Origin of the sequence: Chiayiivirga flava (assembly GCF_014202825.1) — a bacterium.
Taxonomy (GTDB): Bacteria; Pseudomonadota; Gammaproteobacteria; order Xanthomonadales; family Xanthomonadaceae; genus Chiayiivirga; species Chiayiivirga flava.
Genome location: NZ_JACHHP010000003.1, coordinates 432992 through 449835, shown reverse-complemented (window position 1 = coordinate 449835; position 16844 = coordinate 432992). Strand labels below are relative to the sequence as shown.

Annotated in this window: 10 protein-coding genes; 5 read left to right on the top strand and 5 right to left on the bottom strand. The window is 69.6% G+C overall.

Annotation, left to right across the window (positions count from 1 at the left end):
* Nucleotides 1-77: 77 nt before the first annotated feature.
* The 5 genes from HNQ52_RS10410 to kdpA all read right to left on the bottom strand — a co-directional run bounded on the left by HNQ52_RS10410 (nt 78) and on the right by kdpA (nt 8183).
* Nucleotides 78-764 (bottom strand): response regulator, encoded by a 687-nt coding sequence (locus HNQ52_RS10410; protein WP_183961071.1) that lies wholly within the window; start codon nt 762-764, stop codon nt 78-80.
* Nucleotides 765-770: 6 nt separating this feature from the next.
* Nucleotides 771-3449 (bottom strand): sensor histidine kinase, encoded by a 2679-nt coding sequence (locus tag HNQ52_RS10405; RefSeq protein ID WP_183961070.1) that lies wholly within the window; start codon nt 3447-3449, stop codon nt 771-773.
* 313 nt (nt 3450-3762) lie between these two features.
* Nucleotides 3763-4368 (bottom strand): potassium-transporting ATPase subunit KdpC, encoded by a 606-nt coding sequence (gene kdpC / locus HNQ52_RS10400; protein WP_425486490.1) that lies wholly within the window; start codon nt 4366-4368, stop codon nt 3763-3765.
* A 27-nt stretch (nt 4369-4395) separates the two neighbouring features.
* The gene (gene kdpB, locus HNQ52_RS10395; RefSeq protein WP_183961187.1) at nt 4396-6435 is read right to left on the bottom strand and encodes a potassium-transporting ATPase subunit KdpB; all 2040 of its coding nucleotides are present in this window, start codon (nt 6433-6435) and stop codon (nt 4396-4398) included.
* Between the two features lie 38 nt (nt 6436-6473).
* Nucleotides 6474-8183, bottom strand: coding sequence for a potassium-transporting ATPase subunit KdpA (kdpA, locus tag HNQ52_RS10390; protein ID WP_183961068.1), 1710 nt, complete (start codon nt 8181-8183; stop codon nt 6474-6476).
* 249 nt (nt 8184-8432) lie between these two features.
* Here kdpA and HNQ52_RS10380 point away from each other — a divergent pair, with 249 nt between their 5' ends.
* The 5 genes from HNQ52_RS10380 (at nt 8433) to parC (ending at nt 16748) form a co-directional block, all read left to right on the top strand.
* Nucleotides 8433-9749: a metal-dependent hydrolase family protein gene (locus tag HNQ52_RS10380; RefSeq protein WP_183961066.1), complete on the top strand. Its 1317-nt coding sequence runs from the start codon at nt 8433-8435 to the stop codon at nt 9747-9749.
* 466 nt (nt 9750-10215) lie between these two features.
* Nucleotides 10216-11148 (top strand): lipase family alpha/beta hydrolase, encoded by a 933-nt coding sequence (locus HNQ52_RS10375; RefSeq protein ID WP_183961065.1) that lies wholly within the window; start codon nt 10216-10218, stop codon nt 11146-11148.
* Between the two features lie 19 nt (nt 11149-11167).
* Nucleotides 11168-12226 carry a lipase secretion chaperone gene (locus tag HNQ52_RS10370; protein ID WP_183961064.1) on the top strand — a complete coding sequence of 353 codons (1059 nt, stop codon included), beginning with the start codon at nt 11168-11170 and terminating at the stop codon, nt 12224-12226.
* Nucleotides 12227-12347: 121 nt separating this feature from the next.
* Nucleotides 12348-14363 (top strand): alpha/beta hydrolase family protein, encoded by a 2016-nt coding sequence (locus HNQ52_RS10365; RefSeq protein ID WP_183961063.1) that lies wholly within the window; start codon nt 12348-12350, stop codon nt 14361-14363.
* 135 nt (nt 14364-14498) lie between these two features.
* Complete coding sequence (parC, locus tag HNQ52_RS10360; RefSeq protein WP_183961062.1) at nt 14499-16748, top strand: DNA topoisomerase IV subunit A; 2250 nt, start codon at nt 14499-14501, stop codon at nt 16746-16748.
* Nucleotides 16749-16844: the final 96 nt, after the last annotated feature.

Sequence of the window (16844 nt, the reverse complement as noted above, 5' to 3'; positions counted from 1 at the left end):
GGGGGCACGCGAAAAAACGAGTACGCCAGCGTACCGCAGTGCATCAAGACGCTCAACGCAGGCGCCGGGTTTGCGCCTCAGCCGGCGAGGAAGCGCAGCCCCACGCCCGGTTCGGTCGCGACGTAGCGCGGCGCGGCCGGGTCGTCGCCCAGTTTCTGGCGCAGTTTCCCGACCAGCACGCGCAGATAGTGCGTGTCCTCGTCGTGGTCGGCGCCCCAGACCTCGCGCAGCAGCTGCGGCTGGGTCACCACGCGGCCGGCGTGGCGCAGCAGCGCGGCCAGCAGCGCCCATTCCTTGCGGGTCAGGGTCAGGGTGGCGCCGTCGAGCGTGGCGCGGCGGGCGGCGAGGTCGATGCGCAGGCGGCCGTCGTCGAACACCACCGGCGTGCCGGCGGCGTCGGCGCTGCGCTCGCGCAGCAGTGCGCGCAGGCGGGCGGCGAGTTCCTGCACGCCGAAGGGCTTGGTCATGTAGTCGTTGGCGCCGGCATCGAGCAGCGCGACCTTTTCCGATTCGCTCGAACGCACCGAGAGCACGATCACCGGCGCCTTCGACCAGCCGCGCAGGTCGCGCAGCACGTCGCGGCCGTCGCGGTCCGGCAGGCCGAGGTCCAGCACCACGGCGTCGGCGCCGCGCGTGGCGAGGTCCGCCAGTCCGGCGCCGCCGCTGTCGGCCTCGCCCACCTCGAACCCGAGCGCGCGCAGGCTGATGCCCAGGAAACGGCGGATCTGCGGTTCGTCGTCGATCACGAGGATGCGCTGCGGCATGGCGGATCAGTCGTCCTGCGCCGCTCCCGGAGGCGGGGCGACCAGCGGCAGGGTAATGCGGATGGTGGTGCCGACACCATCGCGCCCGGCCAGCGCCTCCACGCTGCCGCCGTGTGCACCGATCATGCCCTGGCAGATCGCAAGGCCCAGGCCCGTGCCCTTGGCGCCACGGTCGCCGCGCGCGACGCTGTAGAACATGTCGAAGATGCGGCTGCGCTCGGCATCCGGAATGCCGGGGCCGCGGTCGCCGACGTCGATGCGCAGGCGGCCGTCGACGAGCGACGCGTCCAGCGTCACCGCCTCGCCCGGCGGCGAGAATTTCGCGGCGTTTTCCAGGATGTTGAACAGCGCCTGCTCGATCAGCGCCGGATGCACGTACAGGAGCGGGAGGTCCGGCGCGAGCGCGGCGTGCGCGGGCTGCTGCGGGTGCAGCTTGCGCAGCCGGGCGAGCGCCGTGCCGACGATCTCTTCGAGCGCCACCCAGTCGCGCTCGAGCTTGAGCGCGCCGTGCCCGAGCCGGGTCATGTCGAGCAGGTTCTGGATGTAGCGGTCGAGGCGCTGGCCTTCGCTGAGGATGGCTTCGGCGAGCTGGCGCTGGTCGTCGACGCTGAGGTTGTCGCGGTAGGCGATCAGGCTCTCGGCGCTGCCGACGATGGCCGACAGCGGCGAGCGCAGGTCGTGCGAGACCGATGCCAGCAAGGCCGCGCGCAGGCGCTCGGTTTCGCCCTGCAGGCGCGAGGATTCGAGCGCGTCGCCGAGGCGTACGCGCGCGAGCGCCTGAGCCACGTCCTGCAGCATCGCGCCGACGAGGGCTTCGACTTCGGGCGCAAGGCGCGGGCTGTCGTCCGGCCAGCGCAGCGCGGCGACGGCGAGCGTGGTGTCGTTGGCGACGACCGGCTGCAGCCACCAGTGCGCGGCCTGCAGCGTGTCGGTGTAGCGCCCGGCGGGCTGGCGGTGTTTTGCGGCCCAGTCCGCGGCGGCAAGCGCGACGGCGTCGAGGCGCGCGCCGGAGGGTTCACTGGCGATGGCGCGCAGGTCCGCGCCGTTCGGATCGGGCTGCAGCAGCACCACGTCGGCGTCGACGTTCTCGCGCAAGGCTCGCAATGCGGCGGCGATGATCTCGCCGTCATCGCCTGCCGTGGCAAGGCGCCGCCCGAGCGTCTGCAGCGCGTCGGCATGCGCATTCGCCGCACGCAGGCCCAGCACCTGCGCGCGCAGGCGAGTCGCGAGGCGGCCGGCGATGAGTGCGGCGGCGAGGAACAGCAGCACCGTCACCATGCCGCTGCGCGCGCCGATGGTCAGCGTCAGGCGCGGATCGATGAAAAAGAAGTTGTAGGCGACGAAACACAGCAGCGCGGTCAGCACCGCCACTGCCATGCGCGTGCGCGTTGCAACCACCAGCACCGCGGTGATGAAGATCGCCGACAGATCGTCGAGCGAAATGAAACGATCCGACAGCCACGCGATGCCGGTCGCGAGCGCCGCACCGGCGATGCCGATGCCGTATTCGCGAAGCGTCGGGCGCTCGCCCGCCGGCGCACCGAGCAGGCGCCGCGACTTGGCCCGCGCCGCCGGCGTATTGAGGATGGTCAACTCGAAATGCGCGCCCTGCTGCAGCAATTGCTGGGTCAGCGTGCGGTTGAACATGCGCGCCAGCGGCCGCTCGCGCGTGCGGCCGATGACGATGCTCGACACCGCATGCCGCCGTGCCCACGTCAGCAGCTCCTGCACCACCGACGCGCCGCGCAGCAAGGCCGTTTCCGCGCCGAGCCTGCGCGCGAGCGCGAGGCAGCGCTCCACCGCGAGACGACGCTCGGCGCCGACGCCGGTATCGACGAACGCGACCGTCCACGGCGACTGCCGGCGTTCGGCCAGCTTGCGCGCGGCGCGCACGAGGTACTCGCTGTTGTCGCTGCCGTCGATGGCCACGAGCACGCGGCGGCGGATCGGCAGCGGTCCGATGCCGCGCGCGGCGAGGTGCTCGCGCAGGTCCGCATCGACCCGGTCGGCCACCTGCTGCACGGCAAGTTCCCGCAGCGCGGTGAGGTTCGACGGCGAGAAAAACGACTGCAGCGCGGACGCCGCCATCTCTGGCACGTAGACCTTGCCCTGCCCCAGCCGCTCGATCAGTTCGCGCGGCGGCAGGTCCACCAGCACGATGTCGCCGGCACGGTCGAGGAAGGCATCCGGCACGGTCTCGCGCACGCGCACGCCGGTGATGCGGAACACGACATCGTTCTGGCTCTCCAGGTGCTGGATGTTGACCGTGGTGTAGACGTCGATGCCGGCGTCGAGCAGTTCCTCGATGTCCTGGTAGCGGCGCTCGTGCCGGCTGCCGGGCACGTTGGTGTGCGCGAGCTCGTCGATGATCGCAAGCTGCGGGCGGCGTGCGAGCAGTGCGTCGAGATCGAACTCGTCCAGCGTGCGGCCGCGGTACTCGATGCGGCGACGGGGCAGCACGTCGAGTCCGTCGAGCAGCGCGGCGGTATCGCTGCGGCCGTGCGTCTCGACGACACCGACCACCACATCGACCCCGCGCGCCCGCAGCGCCTGCGCGGCCGACAGCATTGCGTAGGTCTTGCCGACGCCGGGCGCGGCGCCGAGGAAGACCTTGAGCTGGCCGCCGCGCTGGCGCTGCAGGGTGCCGAGCAGGGCATCGGCGCGATCGGCGCGGGGCTCGGTCATGGCGGCGCGCCGAGGTGCGACACGGCCGTCGGATATGGCGGCGATGCGATCTGCCGCGTGATGCCCAGACCTCCCGCGACGCCCGGCTCTCCCGTCGTCCCGGCGAACGCCGGGACCCAGCGACGTTGCCCGCTTCGTATTGCCTGATCGGTGAAAAAACAAGAAAAGTCACTGGGTCCCGGCGTTCGCCGGGACGACGGGCGGGGGCGTGCGTGTGTCCCCGGACGGCTGCGGGCGTTCGCCGACATGACGGAGACGTGGATCGCCGCAGGCAGCATGCGCGCATTGTGCCTGATGGGCGGTTCGCTTCGACTCATCGCGAACGCGCATCGAGTGCGAGGTTGAGGTGCAGGACGTTGACTCGCGCCGCGCCGAACACACCGAACTGCTCCGTTTCGGTATGCGCCTCGACGAGCGCCAGAACCTCGTCTTCGCGCAGGCCACGCGCCCGCGCCACGCGCGCGATCTGCTGCCTCGCGCCCGCCGGACTCAGATGCGGATCGAGCCCACCGCCGGACTGCGTCAGCAGGTCGGGCACCACGTCCGCCTCGGCAACGCCGTCGCGCAAGGCCACCGCCGCGCGCGCGCCGGCGATGCGCTCGGCGAGGGCCGGGTTGCTGCGCGCCAGGTTGCTGCCGCTGGCGGCCCTCGCATCGTAGCCCGCAGCTGACGGACGCGGCTGGAAGTACCGCGCATCGGTGAACGGCTGCGCGATCAGCGCCGAGCCCACGGCCATCCCGTCGCGTTCGATGACGCTGCCGCCGGCCTGCATCGGAAACAGCATCCGCCCGAGCCCCGTGCCCACCAGCGAATACAGTAGCCCGAACCCCAGCAAGACGATCAGCGCGAACACCAGCGGCGCCCGCGCCCCGACGCGATCGGACACGGCGCCGGGGGAATCCGCGGCATCGACAGGCATGGAAGACGTTGCATTCATGGTCACTCCTCAGACGCCGAACCCGGCAGCAAGCAGCAGATCGATCAGTTTGATCGCGACAAACGGCAACAGCACGCCGCCCAGACCGTAGATCAGCATGTTCCGCCGCAGCAGCGACACCGCACTGCGCGGCGTGAATCGCACCCCGCGCAGCGCGAGCGGGATCAGCGCCGGAATGATCAGGGCGTTGAAGATCAGCGCGGCCAGAACTGCATTGCGCGGGCTGGAGAGCCGCATCACGTCGAGCGCGGCCATCTGCGGAATGGCCGCGGCGAACAGCGCCGGCAGGATGGCGAAATACTTCGACACGTCGTTCGCGAGCGAGAACGTGGTCAGCGCGCCACGCGTGATGAGCTGCTGCTTGCCGATCTCGACCACCTCCAGCAGCTTGGCCGGGTCCGAATCGAGGTCGACCATGTTGCCGGCCTCCTTCGCGGCCTGCGTGCCGGAGTTCATCGCAAGCCCGATGTCGGCCTGCGCCAGCGCCGGCGCATCGTTGGTGCCGTCGCCGACCATCGCAACCAGGCGCCCGCCCTGCTGTTCGGCACGGATGCGCGCGAGCTTGTCCTCGGGACGCGCCTCGGCCATGAAGTCGTCGACGCCGGCTTCGGCCGCGATCGCCGCGGCGGTCAGCGGATTGTCGCCGGTGATCATCACCGTGCGGATGCCCATCGCGCGCAGCCGGGCGAAGCGTTCGCGGATGCCGTGCTTGACCACGTCCGACAACGCCACCACGCCGAGCACGTTGTGGCCGTCGGCCACCACCAGCGGCGTCGCACCGCCACGCGCCACCTGATCGACGCGCGCGCGCAGCTCGGCCGGAACGCTGCCGCCCAGCGCCGCAACGTTGCGTTCGATCGCATCGACCGCCCCCTTGCGCAGCACACGCCCGCCCGGAAGATCCACGCCGGACATGCGCGTGTTCGCGCTGAAGCCGACGAAGTTCGCATGCTCGGCCTCGACCGCACCGGCGCCGAGGCTGCGCGCCAGCGCGACGATGGATTTGCCTTCCGGCGTCACGTCGGCCAGCGACGCCAGCAGCGCCGCATCGCGCAGTTGCTCGCGTGTCACGCCCGAGACCGGATGGAACTGCGTGGCCTGCCGGTCGCCGTGCGTGATCGTGCCGGTCTTGTCGAGCAGCAGCGTGTCGATATCGCCGGCCACCTCCACCGCCTTGCCGGATTTCGCCAGCACGTTGGCCGACAGCGCGCGGTTCATGCCGGCGATGCCGATGGCGGGCAGCAGGCCGCCGATGGTGGTCGGAATCAGGCAGACCAGCAACGCGATCAGCAGCAGCGGCTCGATGCTCGCATCGACGAACGATGCCAGCGCCGGCAGCGTCACCACCACCACGAGAAACGTCAGTGTCATCGCCGCCAGCAGGATGGTCAGCGCGATCTCGTTCGGCGTCTTCTGCCGGCTCGCGCCTTCCACCAGCGCGATCATGCGGTCGAGGAAACTGTGGCCGGGTTCGGAGGTGATGCGCACGACGATTTCGTCGGTCAGCACCTTGGTGCCGCCGATGACGCCGGAGCGATCGGTGCCGGCCTCGCGCAACACCGGCGCGGACTCGCCGGTGACGGCCGATTCGTTGATCGTGGCGAAGCCCGATTCGATCTCGCCGTCCGACGGAATCCATTCGCCGGCCGAGACGATCACCTGGTCGCCGGGCTTGAGCGCGCTCGCGGCGACGCGTTCCTCGTTCGCGCCGACGATGCGTCGCGCCATCAGGTCGCGCCGTGCGCTGCGCAGCGATGCGGCCTGGCCGCGACCGCGCGCTTCGGCCACGGCCTCGGCGAAGTTCGCGAACAGCACGGTGACGAACAGGATGGCCGTCACCGCGATGCCGAACCCGAACGGCGCGTGGCCGCTTGCCGTCAGCACCGCCGCGAGCAGCGTGCCGGCAAGCACGACGGCCATGACGGGACTGCCAAGCATCGCACGCGGATGCAGCTTGGCGAAGGCCGCGATGCCGGCGGCGCGCCAGCCGGCGGCATCGAGCAGCGCGGTGCGGTGCGGCGTGGACGGAAGGGATTGCACGGGTTGCATCCGGACCTCGGGCAGCGGCAGAGGTGTACGCGGGTCGCTCATGGCTGGCCTCCGGACGCGGCGATGCTCAGATGGTCCGCAATCGGACCCAGCACCAGTGCGGGCATGAACTGCAGCACCGTGAGGATCATCACGATGGCCACGACGGTCAGCGCGAATGTCGGTGTTTCGATCGGCAGCGTGCCGGCACCTTCGGGCGCGACGCGCTTCTTTGCGAGCATTCCGGCGATCGCCAGCGGCACGATCAGTGCCGGATAGCGGCCGAGGATCAGCGCCAGCGTCGCGCTCAGGTTCCACCACGGCGTCGCGTCGCCCAGACCCTCGAAGCCCGACCCGTTGTTGGCGAAGGCCGATACGTATTCGTAGAACACCTGGCCGATGCCGTGGAAGCCGGGGTTGGACGTGCCGGCGAGCTGCGGCTGCAGCAGCGTGATCGCCGTCAGTCCGAGCACGACGACCGGCTGCAGCACCACCAGCAGCGCCAGCAGGCGCACTTCCGGCGCTTCGAGCTTGCGGCCGAACACTTCCGGCGTGCGTCCGGTCATCAGCCCGGCGAGGAACACGCTCAGCAGCAGGTACACGAGGAACTGTTGCAGGCCGCAGCCGACGCCGCCCCAGATCGCGTTGACCAGCATGTTCACGATCGACACGCCGCCGGTGAGCGGCGCGAGCGAATCGTGCATCGCGTTGACCGAGCCGTTGGACGTCTGCGTGGTCAACGTCGACCACAGTGCCGACGTCTCGACCCCGAAACGCACTTCCTTGCCTTCCATCAGCGCGGCAGGCGCAGCGCTGGACGAAGCGGACTCCGACCACAGCGAGGCACCGGTCGACAGCGCCGACATCAGCACCATGCAGCCGAACACGAGCCAGCCGAGCTTTCGCCGCCCGGTGAACGGCCCGACCATGAACACCACCGCCATCGGGAGCAGCACGATCGCGAGCAGTTCCAGCGCATTGGAAAACGGTGTCGGATTCTCCAGCGGCACGCTGCTGTTGGGGCCGTACCAGCCGCCGCCGTTGGTGCCGAGCTGCTTTACCGCCACCATCGGCGCGACCGGACCGACCGGAATCACCTGCTCCGCCATGCCGGCACTCTGGTCGACCGGCGTGACGACGCGTGCGCCTTCGAGCGTCGCCGGCACGCCCTGCGAGGTCAGCAGCACGCTCCACAACAGGCACAGCGGCAGCAGCACGCGCACGCTGGCACGCGTCACGTCGACCCAGAAATTCCCGAGATCGCGCGGCTCGCCTTCGTTGCGCGTGACCGCATCACGCCCGCCGAACAATCCGCGCAAGGTCGCAACCACCAGCGCCAGCCCCATCATCGGCGTCACCACCTGCAGCCCGACGATGCCGACCATCTGCGACAGGTAGCTCAGTTGCGCCTGACCCGAGTAATGCTGCTGGTTGGTGTTGGTGAGGAACGACACCATCGTGTGCAGCGCCAGATCCCAGCGCATGCCGGGTACGCCGTCCGGGTTCAGCGGCAGCACGCCCTGCGCCATGAACAGCAGCCACACGCACACGCCCAGCACCAGGTTGCTCAGCAGAAAGGCCAGCGCGTAGCCGCGCCAGCGCATGCCACGCATCGCATCGATACCCATCGCGCGGAACAGCAGGCGTTCGAGCGGTCCGAACAAACGATCGCCGCGCATCGGCGCGCCGCGCATCACGGCCGCGAGGTAGCGACCGAGCGGCCACGCAAGCAGCAGCGCGGCGCCGAAAACGAGAAGTGATTCGGTCATGACAGGTCCTGCGCGTCAGAACCGATCGGGGAACACGATGGCTGCGAGCAGATACAGCGCAGCGACCGCGGAGGCGACAAGACAGCACGCGGTGAGCCAGGTCGGCATGGGAATTCCTGGGATGGAGTGGTCGGCACTGTGCGCGCCGGGCGCGTAAAGCCTCCATCCATCGCACTGCGCCCTGGCGTAAAGGACGCGTAAAACGCGTCGCGTCGTTTACCATCGGGATTCACCCCAGGGGAGTCCGCCATGACGTCACGTCTCATCGCCGCAGCGCTGCTGCTTTCGGCTTCGGCCGCCGGTCACGCCGAGACGAGCGTGCTGCGCTGCGGAAAGTTGTTCGACGCGCGTTCGGGCAGGACGCTCGGCGCACACACCGTCGTGGTGCGCGAGGGACGCATCGCCGAGGTGGTGGCCGGCCGGCCGGACGGTCCCGGTTACTCGGACCCGGGAGCGAAGGACACCACTGGCGTGTTCAACCGCTTCGATTTCTCCGAACGCACCTGCAGCCCCGGCTGGACCGACCTGCACGTGCACCTCACCAGCCAGTCGAGCCCGAACTCCTACTCCGAAGGCTTCCGGCTCAACCCCGAGCATTACGCCTTCCGCGCCGTGGGTTTCGCGGAAAAAACCCTCAACGCCGGCTTCACCAGCGTGCGCGACCTCGGTGGCGAAGTGGTGCTGGCCTTGCGCGATTCGATCAACCAGGGCCTGGTGCGCGGCCCGCGCATCTACGCCGCCGGCAAGTCGATCGCCACCACCGGCGGCCATGCCGATCCGAGCAACGGCATCAACGCCCGCCTCGCGCATTTGATGGGCCCACCGGGCCCGACCGACGGCGTGGTGAATTCGCCGGACGAAGCGCGCCGCGCCGTGCGCCAGCGCTACAAGGACGGCTCGGACGTGATCAAGATCACCGCCACCGGCGGCGTGCTGTCGTACGCGAAATCGGCCGACGCGCCGCAATTCACCGAAGACGAGATTGCGGCCGTCGTCGCCACCGCCAAGGACTACGGCTACCGCGTCGCGGCGCACGCACACGGCAAGGAGGGCATGAAGCGCGCCGTGCTCGCCGGCGTCACCAGCATCGAGCACGGGACGATGATGGACAAGGAAGTGATGAACCTCATGAAGCAGCACGGCACCTGGTACGTGCCGACGATCTCGGCCGGCCGCTTCGTCGCCGAAAAAGCGAAGATCGACGGCTATTTCCCCGAGATCGTGCGGCCAAAGGCCATCCAGATGGGCGCGCAGATCCAGCGCACGTTCGCGACCGCCTACCAGGCCGGCGTGAAGATCGGTTTCGGCACCGACATGGGCGTGGGCCCGCACGGCGACAACGCGCGCGAGTTCCTCTACATGGTCGAGGCCGGCATGCCGGCCGGCGAGGCGCTGCAGGCCGCGACGATCCGCGCGGCCGAGGTGCTCGGGGTCGACGACCAGGGCGTGATCGAAGTCGGCAAGCGCGCCGACATCATCGCGCTCGGTGCCGACCCCGCGGCCGACATCAACGCCGTGCTCGACGTGCAGTTCGTGATGAAGGACGGCGTGGTCTACAAGGACTGACCGGGCCTGGCGATGCGAACGACAGGCGCGGCGATACGGACGACAGGCGCGCGATACGGACGACAGGCTGGGCGATGCGGGGCGGGGCTCCCTCATCCGGCTACCGCCACCTTCTCCCGGCGGGAGAAGGAACGCTTCGTTGGGCGTCTTCTTTCGTTGGGCGACTTCTTCGCTGCCGCAGGTCAGGCACACCGCGGCGCCACATCCTGAACTCCTTCTCCCGCCGGGAGAAGGGTGAGGCGGCTACCGCCGGCCGAACGCAGCCGGATGAGGGAGCCACCTCTCACGCAGACTCGACGTTCCTGCCCAACGCGCAATCTGCACCCGCTCCCGACGACCACCCTGCTGCACCGCAGCTTGCGGCTCTCCATCCGGCACCGTACTGTCGATCCATACCGTCACGTACGGTGAACGATTCCGGCCGCGGCTCTCGACCGCGGCGGTTTCCGCCTGGGAGGGCACCGCAATGCCACGACTCACCTTGCTGCGCCTCGGCGCAGCGCTGCTGCTCTGCGCCGTCTCAACGCTCGCGGTCGCGCAGACCACCTACACGAAGACCAAGCATCCCATCGTGCTGGTGCACGGCCTGCTTGGCTTCGATTCGATCCTCGGCGTGTACGACTACTGGTACGGCGTACCGGCCAGCCTGCGCAGCGGCGGCGCGAAGGTCTACGTCGCCAGCGTCTCGGCCAGCAACTTCAGCGAGGTGCGCGGCGAGCAGCTGATCCGCGATCTGGACACGTACCGCGCACTGTACGGCCACACGAAGTTCAACCTCGTCGGCCACAGCCACGGCGGGCCGACCATCCGCTACGTGGCCTCGGTGCGGCCGGACCTCGTCGCCTCGGTGACTTCCGTCGGCAGCCCGCACAAGGGCAGCAAGGTCGCCGACGCGCTCGACACCACGCTGCCGCCCGGTTCGCCGCTGCGACCGCTCGTGGCGGGCTTCGTCAATGCGCTGTCCACCTTCATCGCCGTGCTCTCTGGCAACAACGATCCGCAGGACGCGCTCGGCGCGCTCGCCTCGCTGTCCTCGCGCGGCGCGGCAACATTCAACGCGTTGCATCCGCAGGGTCTGCCGGCGAGCAGCTGCGGCCAGGGCCCGGCCACGGTTAACGGGGTGCGCTATTACTCGTGGGGCGGCACCAGCGTGTGGACCAATGCGTTCGACGCCAGCGACGCCCTGCTGATCGCCGGCAGCCTGTTCTTCGGCAGCGAACAGAACGACGGGCTCGTCGGGCGTTGCTCGTCGCACCTGGGCACCGTGCTGCGCGACGATTACGCGTGGAACCACCTCGACGAAGTGAACCAGGTGTTCGGCCTGCGCGGGCTGTTTGCGTCCGATCCGGTGTCGGTGATCCGTGCGCACGCAAACCGGCTGAAAAACGCCGGGCTGTGAGCCATCGCGAGCGGGTACGATGACCATGCAGCGCCTACCGCGTCGTGCACTGCCGGTGCTCGGCGCGGGCGTTGCGGTTCTTGTCGGCGTCACGCTGCCGTTCTGGCGTGGCGCCGCTCCGGCGACGCAGGCCTATCCCGCGGAGCAGCACGTCCGTGCGGCAACGGCGCTGCCGGACCCAGCGCCGGCTTCGGGCCGGTCCGACGCTCCCGCCCCGCCCTCGCACGAACCACGCGAAGACGCCATCGCCGCGCTGCGCACGCGGTTTGCGCAAAGCAGCCTGCGCGGCACCACGCCGGACGGTGCCCTCGCACTCGACGCCGCTGGCCGGGTTGTCGCCAACGCAGAGCTGCGCCGCCTGTTCGAGTGGTATCTCGCGCTGACCGGCGAATTCGAACTTACAGACATCCGCAGTCTCTTCGCGGCCGACCAGCGCGACGCACACGGCGCTGCCGCCGCGGCGGACGCGCTCGCGCTGTTCGATCGCTACATCGGCCTGCGCGAGGCCGCCGCACGCATCGACGGCAGCCTCGACGATCTTGCGTATCTCGACGCGCTGATCGCGCTGCGCCGCCAGTGGTTCGGTGCCGATGCCGACGCCATGTTCGGTGCCGAGGAAGCGGCGCAGGCGCTGAGCCTGGAACGGCTCGCGGTGGTCGGCGACCCGACGCTCGACGCCACCGAACGCAACGCGCTGCTTGCCGACATCGACGCCCGGCAGCCGCCCGACGAGCGCGACGCCCGCGCACGCTTCACCGATGCCGAACTTGCCGGCGAACAGACCCGCCAACTCGATGCACTCGCGGCCGACCCGGCCACCCGCCACGCCGAACGCAGCGCACTTTTCGGCGACGACGCAGCGACCCGCCTCGCAGCTCTCGACGCCGACCGCGCCGCGTGGCAACGGCGCATCGACGACTACGTCCGCAGCCGCGACGCGCTGCGATCGGATACGTCGCTCGACCCCGCATCGCGCGCCACACGCCTGGCCACGCTGCGCGAACGCAGCTTCGCCGACCACGAACGCCGCCGCATCGACGCGCTCGACGCCATCGGTGCGCTGCCGCCGGGCGGCTGATCCGCGCCGTTCGTGATCCGCGCCGCTGCGCGGCGCGGCGATCCCGACAAAAAATGCGCCGCGCGGTGGGAGATCGCGCACTGTCGTCGCAGCACCTGCGCGAGTTTCCATGGAGTTCGACATGCGTTTTCGATTTGCTGCAACCTTCGTGCTGGCGTTTGCCTGCACCGCCCCCGCGTTTGGCGCGCCGCCCTCGATCGAGGATTTCGCCGCCGACGCCGACTTCGACATCGAGCAGATCAAGCTGTCGCCGACCGGCGACTACCTCGCGCTCACCGTGCCGCTCGGCGATCGCACCGGCCTGCTGACCCTGCGCTTGTCCGACATGTCCCGCGTCGGCGCGATCCAGGCCGGGCGCAACACCCACATCGCCGACCTCGAGTGGATCGGCCCCGAACGACTGGTCTACTCGATGGGGCAGAAATACGGCGACCTGAAGGCGCCGATCCCGACCGGCGAGCTCTACGGCATCGACGTCGACGGCGGCAACCACGCCAACCTCGTCGGCTACCGCGCGGGCGACTCGCAGCCGAGCGCGCAGTCGCGCATCCAGCGGCGCAAGGCCGAGCGCATCTTCGCCACGCTGATCGAACCTGTGAAGGACGATCCGACCGACGTTTTCATCGCCAGCTTCCCGTTCGGCGACGGCGAAGCGCGCTACACCCAGGTCGATCGCCTCGACGTGCGCAACGGCCGCCGCATCAAGGTGGCGAGCGCCCCGGTGACACGCGCGTCCTTCACCCTCGACCACGCGCAGCGGGTGCGCTTCGCGCGCGGCGAAGACGTGCAGAACGTCAGCAAGCTCTACTACCGCCCCGATGACGACAGCGACTGGGTGCTGCTCAACGACCAGTCCGTCAGCAAGCGCCTGATGATCCCGCTCGGCTTCTCCGCCGACGATGCGGTGGCCTATCTGCTGGTCGACGAGACCAGCGGCCCCAGATCGGTGCAGGCGATGGACCCGGCCACGCGCGCGATGCGGGAGGCCGCACGCGACAGCATCGCCGATCCGTACGAGGTGCTGTATTCGCCGTACGACGACGCGCCGATCGGCGTGATGGTGGCACCGGGCCTGCCGCGGGCCATCTACTTCGATCCGGACTCCGACGCGGCCCGTCTGCACCGCGCGCTGCAGGCCAGCTTCCCGGGCCAGACCGTGCGCCTGCGCCGCGCCACAGCCGACGGCGGCACGACCCTGTTCACGGTCGCGGGCGATCGCAACTCGGGCGAAATCTATTCGCTCGACCTGAAAACGAAAAAGGCCGCGTTCGTCACCGCCGCGAGCAGCCGCATCGATCCGGAAACCCTCGGCAAGGTCCAGCCGATCGACTTCGAGGCGCGCGACGGCACGCGCATCCACGGCTACCTCACGCTGCCGCCCGGCAGCGACGGCAAGAACCTGCCGATGGTGGTGATGCCGCACGGCGGCCCCTTCGGCATCTTCGATACCTGGACTTACGACACCGAAGCCCAACTGCTCGCCACGCGCGGTTATGCCGTGCTGCAACCCAACTTCCGCGGCTCGGGCGGCTACGGCGCGGGCTTCGAATACGCCGGCTACAAGCAGTGGGGCCGGCTGATGCAGGACGATGTCACCGACGCGACGCGCTGGGCCATCGCGCAGGGAATCGCCGACGCCGGGCGCATCTGCATCCACGGCAGCAGCTACGGCGGCTACGCGGCGCTGATGGGCGCGGCGCGCGAGCCGGCGCTGTATCGCTGCGCGTCGGGCAACGTGGGGGTGTACGACCTGCGGACGATGCTGCATGTGGGCGACACCGCGTCGGTGCAGTGGGGGCGCAACTATCTCAAGGACGTGATGGACCTGGACCGGCTCGCCGAGGATTCGCCGCTGGTGCAGGCCGGCAAGATCCGCGTGCCGGTGCTGCTCTCGGCCGGCGCCGAGGACGAGCGTGCCCCGCCGACCCACACCGAGCGCATGGAGAACGCGCTGCGCGCCGCCGGCGTGCCGGTGGACGCGAAGGTCTACAAGGGCGAAGGCCACACTTACTTCTTGCGCGCGAATGTCGAGGACTACTACACGCGGCTGGTGGCATTCATGGATCGCCACATCGGCAAGGACGCGGCCCCGGCCGCCGCCACGGCCGCCGCGCCGACGGGCTCGACCGACGGCTGACGCACGCCCCTGCCCGGCGCCTGCTGTGGCGCCGGGCGCGGCCGCCGTCGCGGCCGCTGCGACGGCGGGTCCGCAGATTGTCGGCACACACTCGCTACAATCGCCGATTCCCCGCGCCCGATGCCCGCCGCCCGCATGACCGATCTCACCCGTCCCACGTTCCACGGCTTCGAACAGATCCCGCTGCACGAGTACGCCGAAAAGGCCTACCTCGATTACTCCATGTACGTGGTGCTCGACCGCGCCCTGCCCTTCATCGGCGACGGGCTCAAGCCGGTGCAGCGCCGCATCGTCTACGCGATGAGCGAGCTCGGCCTGTCGGCCGGCAACAAGCCGAAGAAATCGGCCCGCACCGTGGGCGACGTGATCGGCAAGTTCCACCCGCACGGCGACGGCGCCTGCTACGAGGCGCTGGTGCTGATGGCGCAGCCGTTTTCGTACCGCTACCCGCTGATCGACGGCCAGGGCAACTTCGGTTCGCCCGACGATCCCAAGTCCTTCGCCGCGATGCGTTACACCGAGTCCAAGCTCACGCCCATCGCGGAGGTGCTGCTCGGCGAGCTCGGCCAGGGCACCGTCGACTGGACCGCCAACTTCGACGGCACGCTGGAGGAACCCAGCTGGCTGCCCGCGCGCCTGCCGCATCTGCTGCTCAACGGCACCACCGGCATTGCGGTGGGCATGGCCACGGACGTGCCGCCGCACAACCTCAACGAGATCGTCAGCGCCTGCGTGCGCCTGCTCGACGACCCGGATGCGTCGGTGCGCGACCTGTGCGAACACGTGCGCGGCCCCGACTACCCCACCGCAGCCGAAATCATCACCCCCGCCGCCGACCTGCTCAAACTCTACGAGACCGGCAACGGCAGCATCCGCGCCCGCGCCGTGTACGTGCGCGAGGACGGCAACCTCGTCATCACCGCGCTGCCGTACCAGGTGAGCCCGAGCAAGGTCATCGAGCAGATCGCGGCCCAGATGCGCGCCAAGAAGCTGCCGTGGCTCGAGGACCTGCGCGACGAATCAGACCACGCCAACCCGATCCGCCTGGTGCTGGTGCCGCGTTCCAACCGCATCGACGCCGAACAGCTGATGGGCCACCTGTTCGCGACGACGGATCTGGAAAAGAGCTTCCGCGCCAACTTCAACATCATCGGGCTCGACGGCCGACCGCAGGTCAAGAACCTCAAGGCCTTCCTCACCGAATGGCTGGCGTTCCGCGTCGACACCGTCACGCGCCGGCTCAGGCATCGCCTGGACAAGGTCGAACGCCGCCTGCATCTGCTCGACGGCCTGCTGATCGCCTTCCTCAACCTCGACGAAGTGATCCGCATCATCCGCACCGAGGACGACGCCCGCGCCGCGCTGATCGCGCGCTTCGCGCTGAGCGAGGAACAGGCCGACTACATCCTCGAAACCCGCCTCAAGCAGCTCGCGCGCCTGGAGGAAATGAAGATCCGCGGCGAGCAGGACGAGCTTGCGAAGGAACGCGAACAGCTCATCGCAACGCTCGCCTCGAAGCCGAAACTCAAGAAGAAGGTTAAGGACGAACTCTTGGCCGACGCGAAAAAATTCGGCGACGCGCGCCGTTCGCCGCTGGTCGAACGCGGCGCGGCACAGGCACTGGACGACACCGAACTGGTGGCGAGCGAACCGGTGACCGTGGTGCTCTCGGCCAAGGGCTGGATCCGCGCGGCCAAGGGCCACGACGTCGACGCGGCCGGCCTCTCGTACCGCGAAGGCGATGCCCTGCAGCAGGCCGTGCGCGGCCGCAGCAACCAGCAGGTGGCGTTCCTCGACTCCACCGGCCGCGCCTACTCCACCGGCGCGCACACGCTGCCCTCGGCGCGCGGCAACGGCGAGCCGGCGACAGGCCGCTTCGCACCGCCGGCCGGCGCGACCTTCGTCGGCGCCGCGATCGGCGACGCCGCGCAGCGTTTCCTGCTGGTGTCCGGCTACGGCTACGGCTTCGTGACGCGCTTCGAGAACTTCCTCGGCCGCAACAAGGCCGGCAAGCAGTTGATCAACCCGGACAAGGGCGCGCCGGTGCTGCCGCCGGTGCCGGTGCACGACCCCGCCACCGACCTCGTGGTGGCGATCACCACGGCCGGGCACCTGCTGGCGTTCCCGATCGCCGAACTGCCCGAACTCGACCGCGGCAAGGGCAACAAGCTGATCCAGGTGCCGCCGGCCAAACTCAAATCGGGCGAGGAGCGCGTGAATCTCGTGGCCAGCGTGCGCGCCGGCGGCGAACTCACGCTGTTCTGCGGCCAGCGCAAGCTCACCCTGAGCTGGCGCGACCTGCAGGCCTACGGCGGCGCGCGCGCCAACCGCGGCAACCAGCTGCCGCGCGGGTTCCAGCGCGTGGATGCCGTGGAAACCGCATGAAACGGCGGCGCGGTGCGGTTCGCGTCGCGCCGCGGCCGGTCACTCCTTGACCGGCGGAACGGCAGATCGTCGGAAAACTTCGACCTCGCATCGGCC

What these genes read in the sequence shown, in the direction of transcription:
- HNQ52_RS10410 (WP_183961071.1), bottom strand. Translation starts at nt 764, where the DNA reads ATGCCGCAGCGCATCCTCGTGATCGACGACGAACCGCAGATCCGCCGT.
- HNQ52_RS10405 (WP_183961070.1), bottom strand. Translation starts at nt 3,449, where the DNA reads ATGACCGAGCCCCGCGCCGATCGCGCCGATGCCCTGCTCGGCACCCTG.
- kdpC (WP_425486490.1), bottom strand. Translation starts at nt 4,368, where the DNA reads ATGCCTGTCGATGCCGCGGATTCCCCCGGCGCCGTGTCCGATCGCGTC.
- kdpB (WP_183961187.1), bottom strand. Translation starts at nt 6,435, where the DNA reads ATGCAACCCGTGCAATCCCTTCCGTCCACGCCGCACCGCACCGCGCTG.
- kdpA (WP_183961068.1), bottom strand. Translation starts at nt 8,183, where the DNA reads ATGACCGAATCACTTCTCGTTTTCGGCGCCGCGCTGCTGCTTGCGTGG.
- HNQ52_RS10380 (WP_183961066.1), top strand. Translation starts at nt 8,433, where the DNA reads ATGACGTCACGTCTCATCGCCGCAGCGCTGCTGCTTTCGGCTTCGGCC.
- HNQ52_RS10375 (WP_183961065.1), top strand. Translation starts at nt 10,216, where the DNA reads ATGCCACGACTCACCTTGCTGCGCCTCGGCGCAGCGCTGCTGCTCTGC.
- HNQ52_RS10370 (WP_183961064.1), top strand. Translation starts at nt 11,168, where the DNA reads ATGACCATGCAGCGCCTACCGCGTCGTGCACTGCCGGTGCTCGGCGCG.
- HNQ52_RS10365 (WP_183961063.1), top strand. Translation starts at nt 12,348, where the DNA reads ATGCGTTTTCGATTTGCTGCAACCTTCGTGCTGGCGTTTGCCTGCACC.
- parC (WP_183961062.1), top strand. Translation starts at nt 14,499, where the DNA reads ATGACCGATCTCACCCGTCCCACGTTCCACGGCTTCGAACAGATCCCG.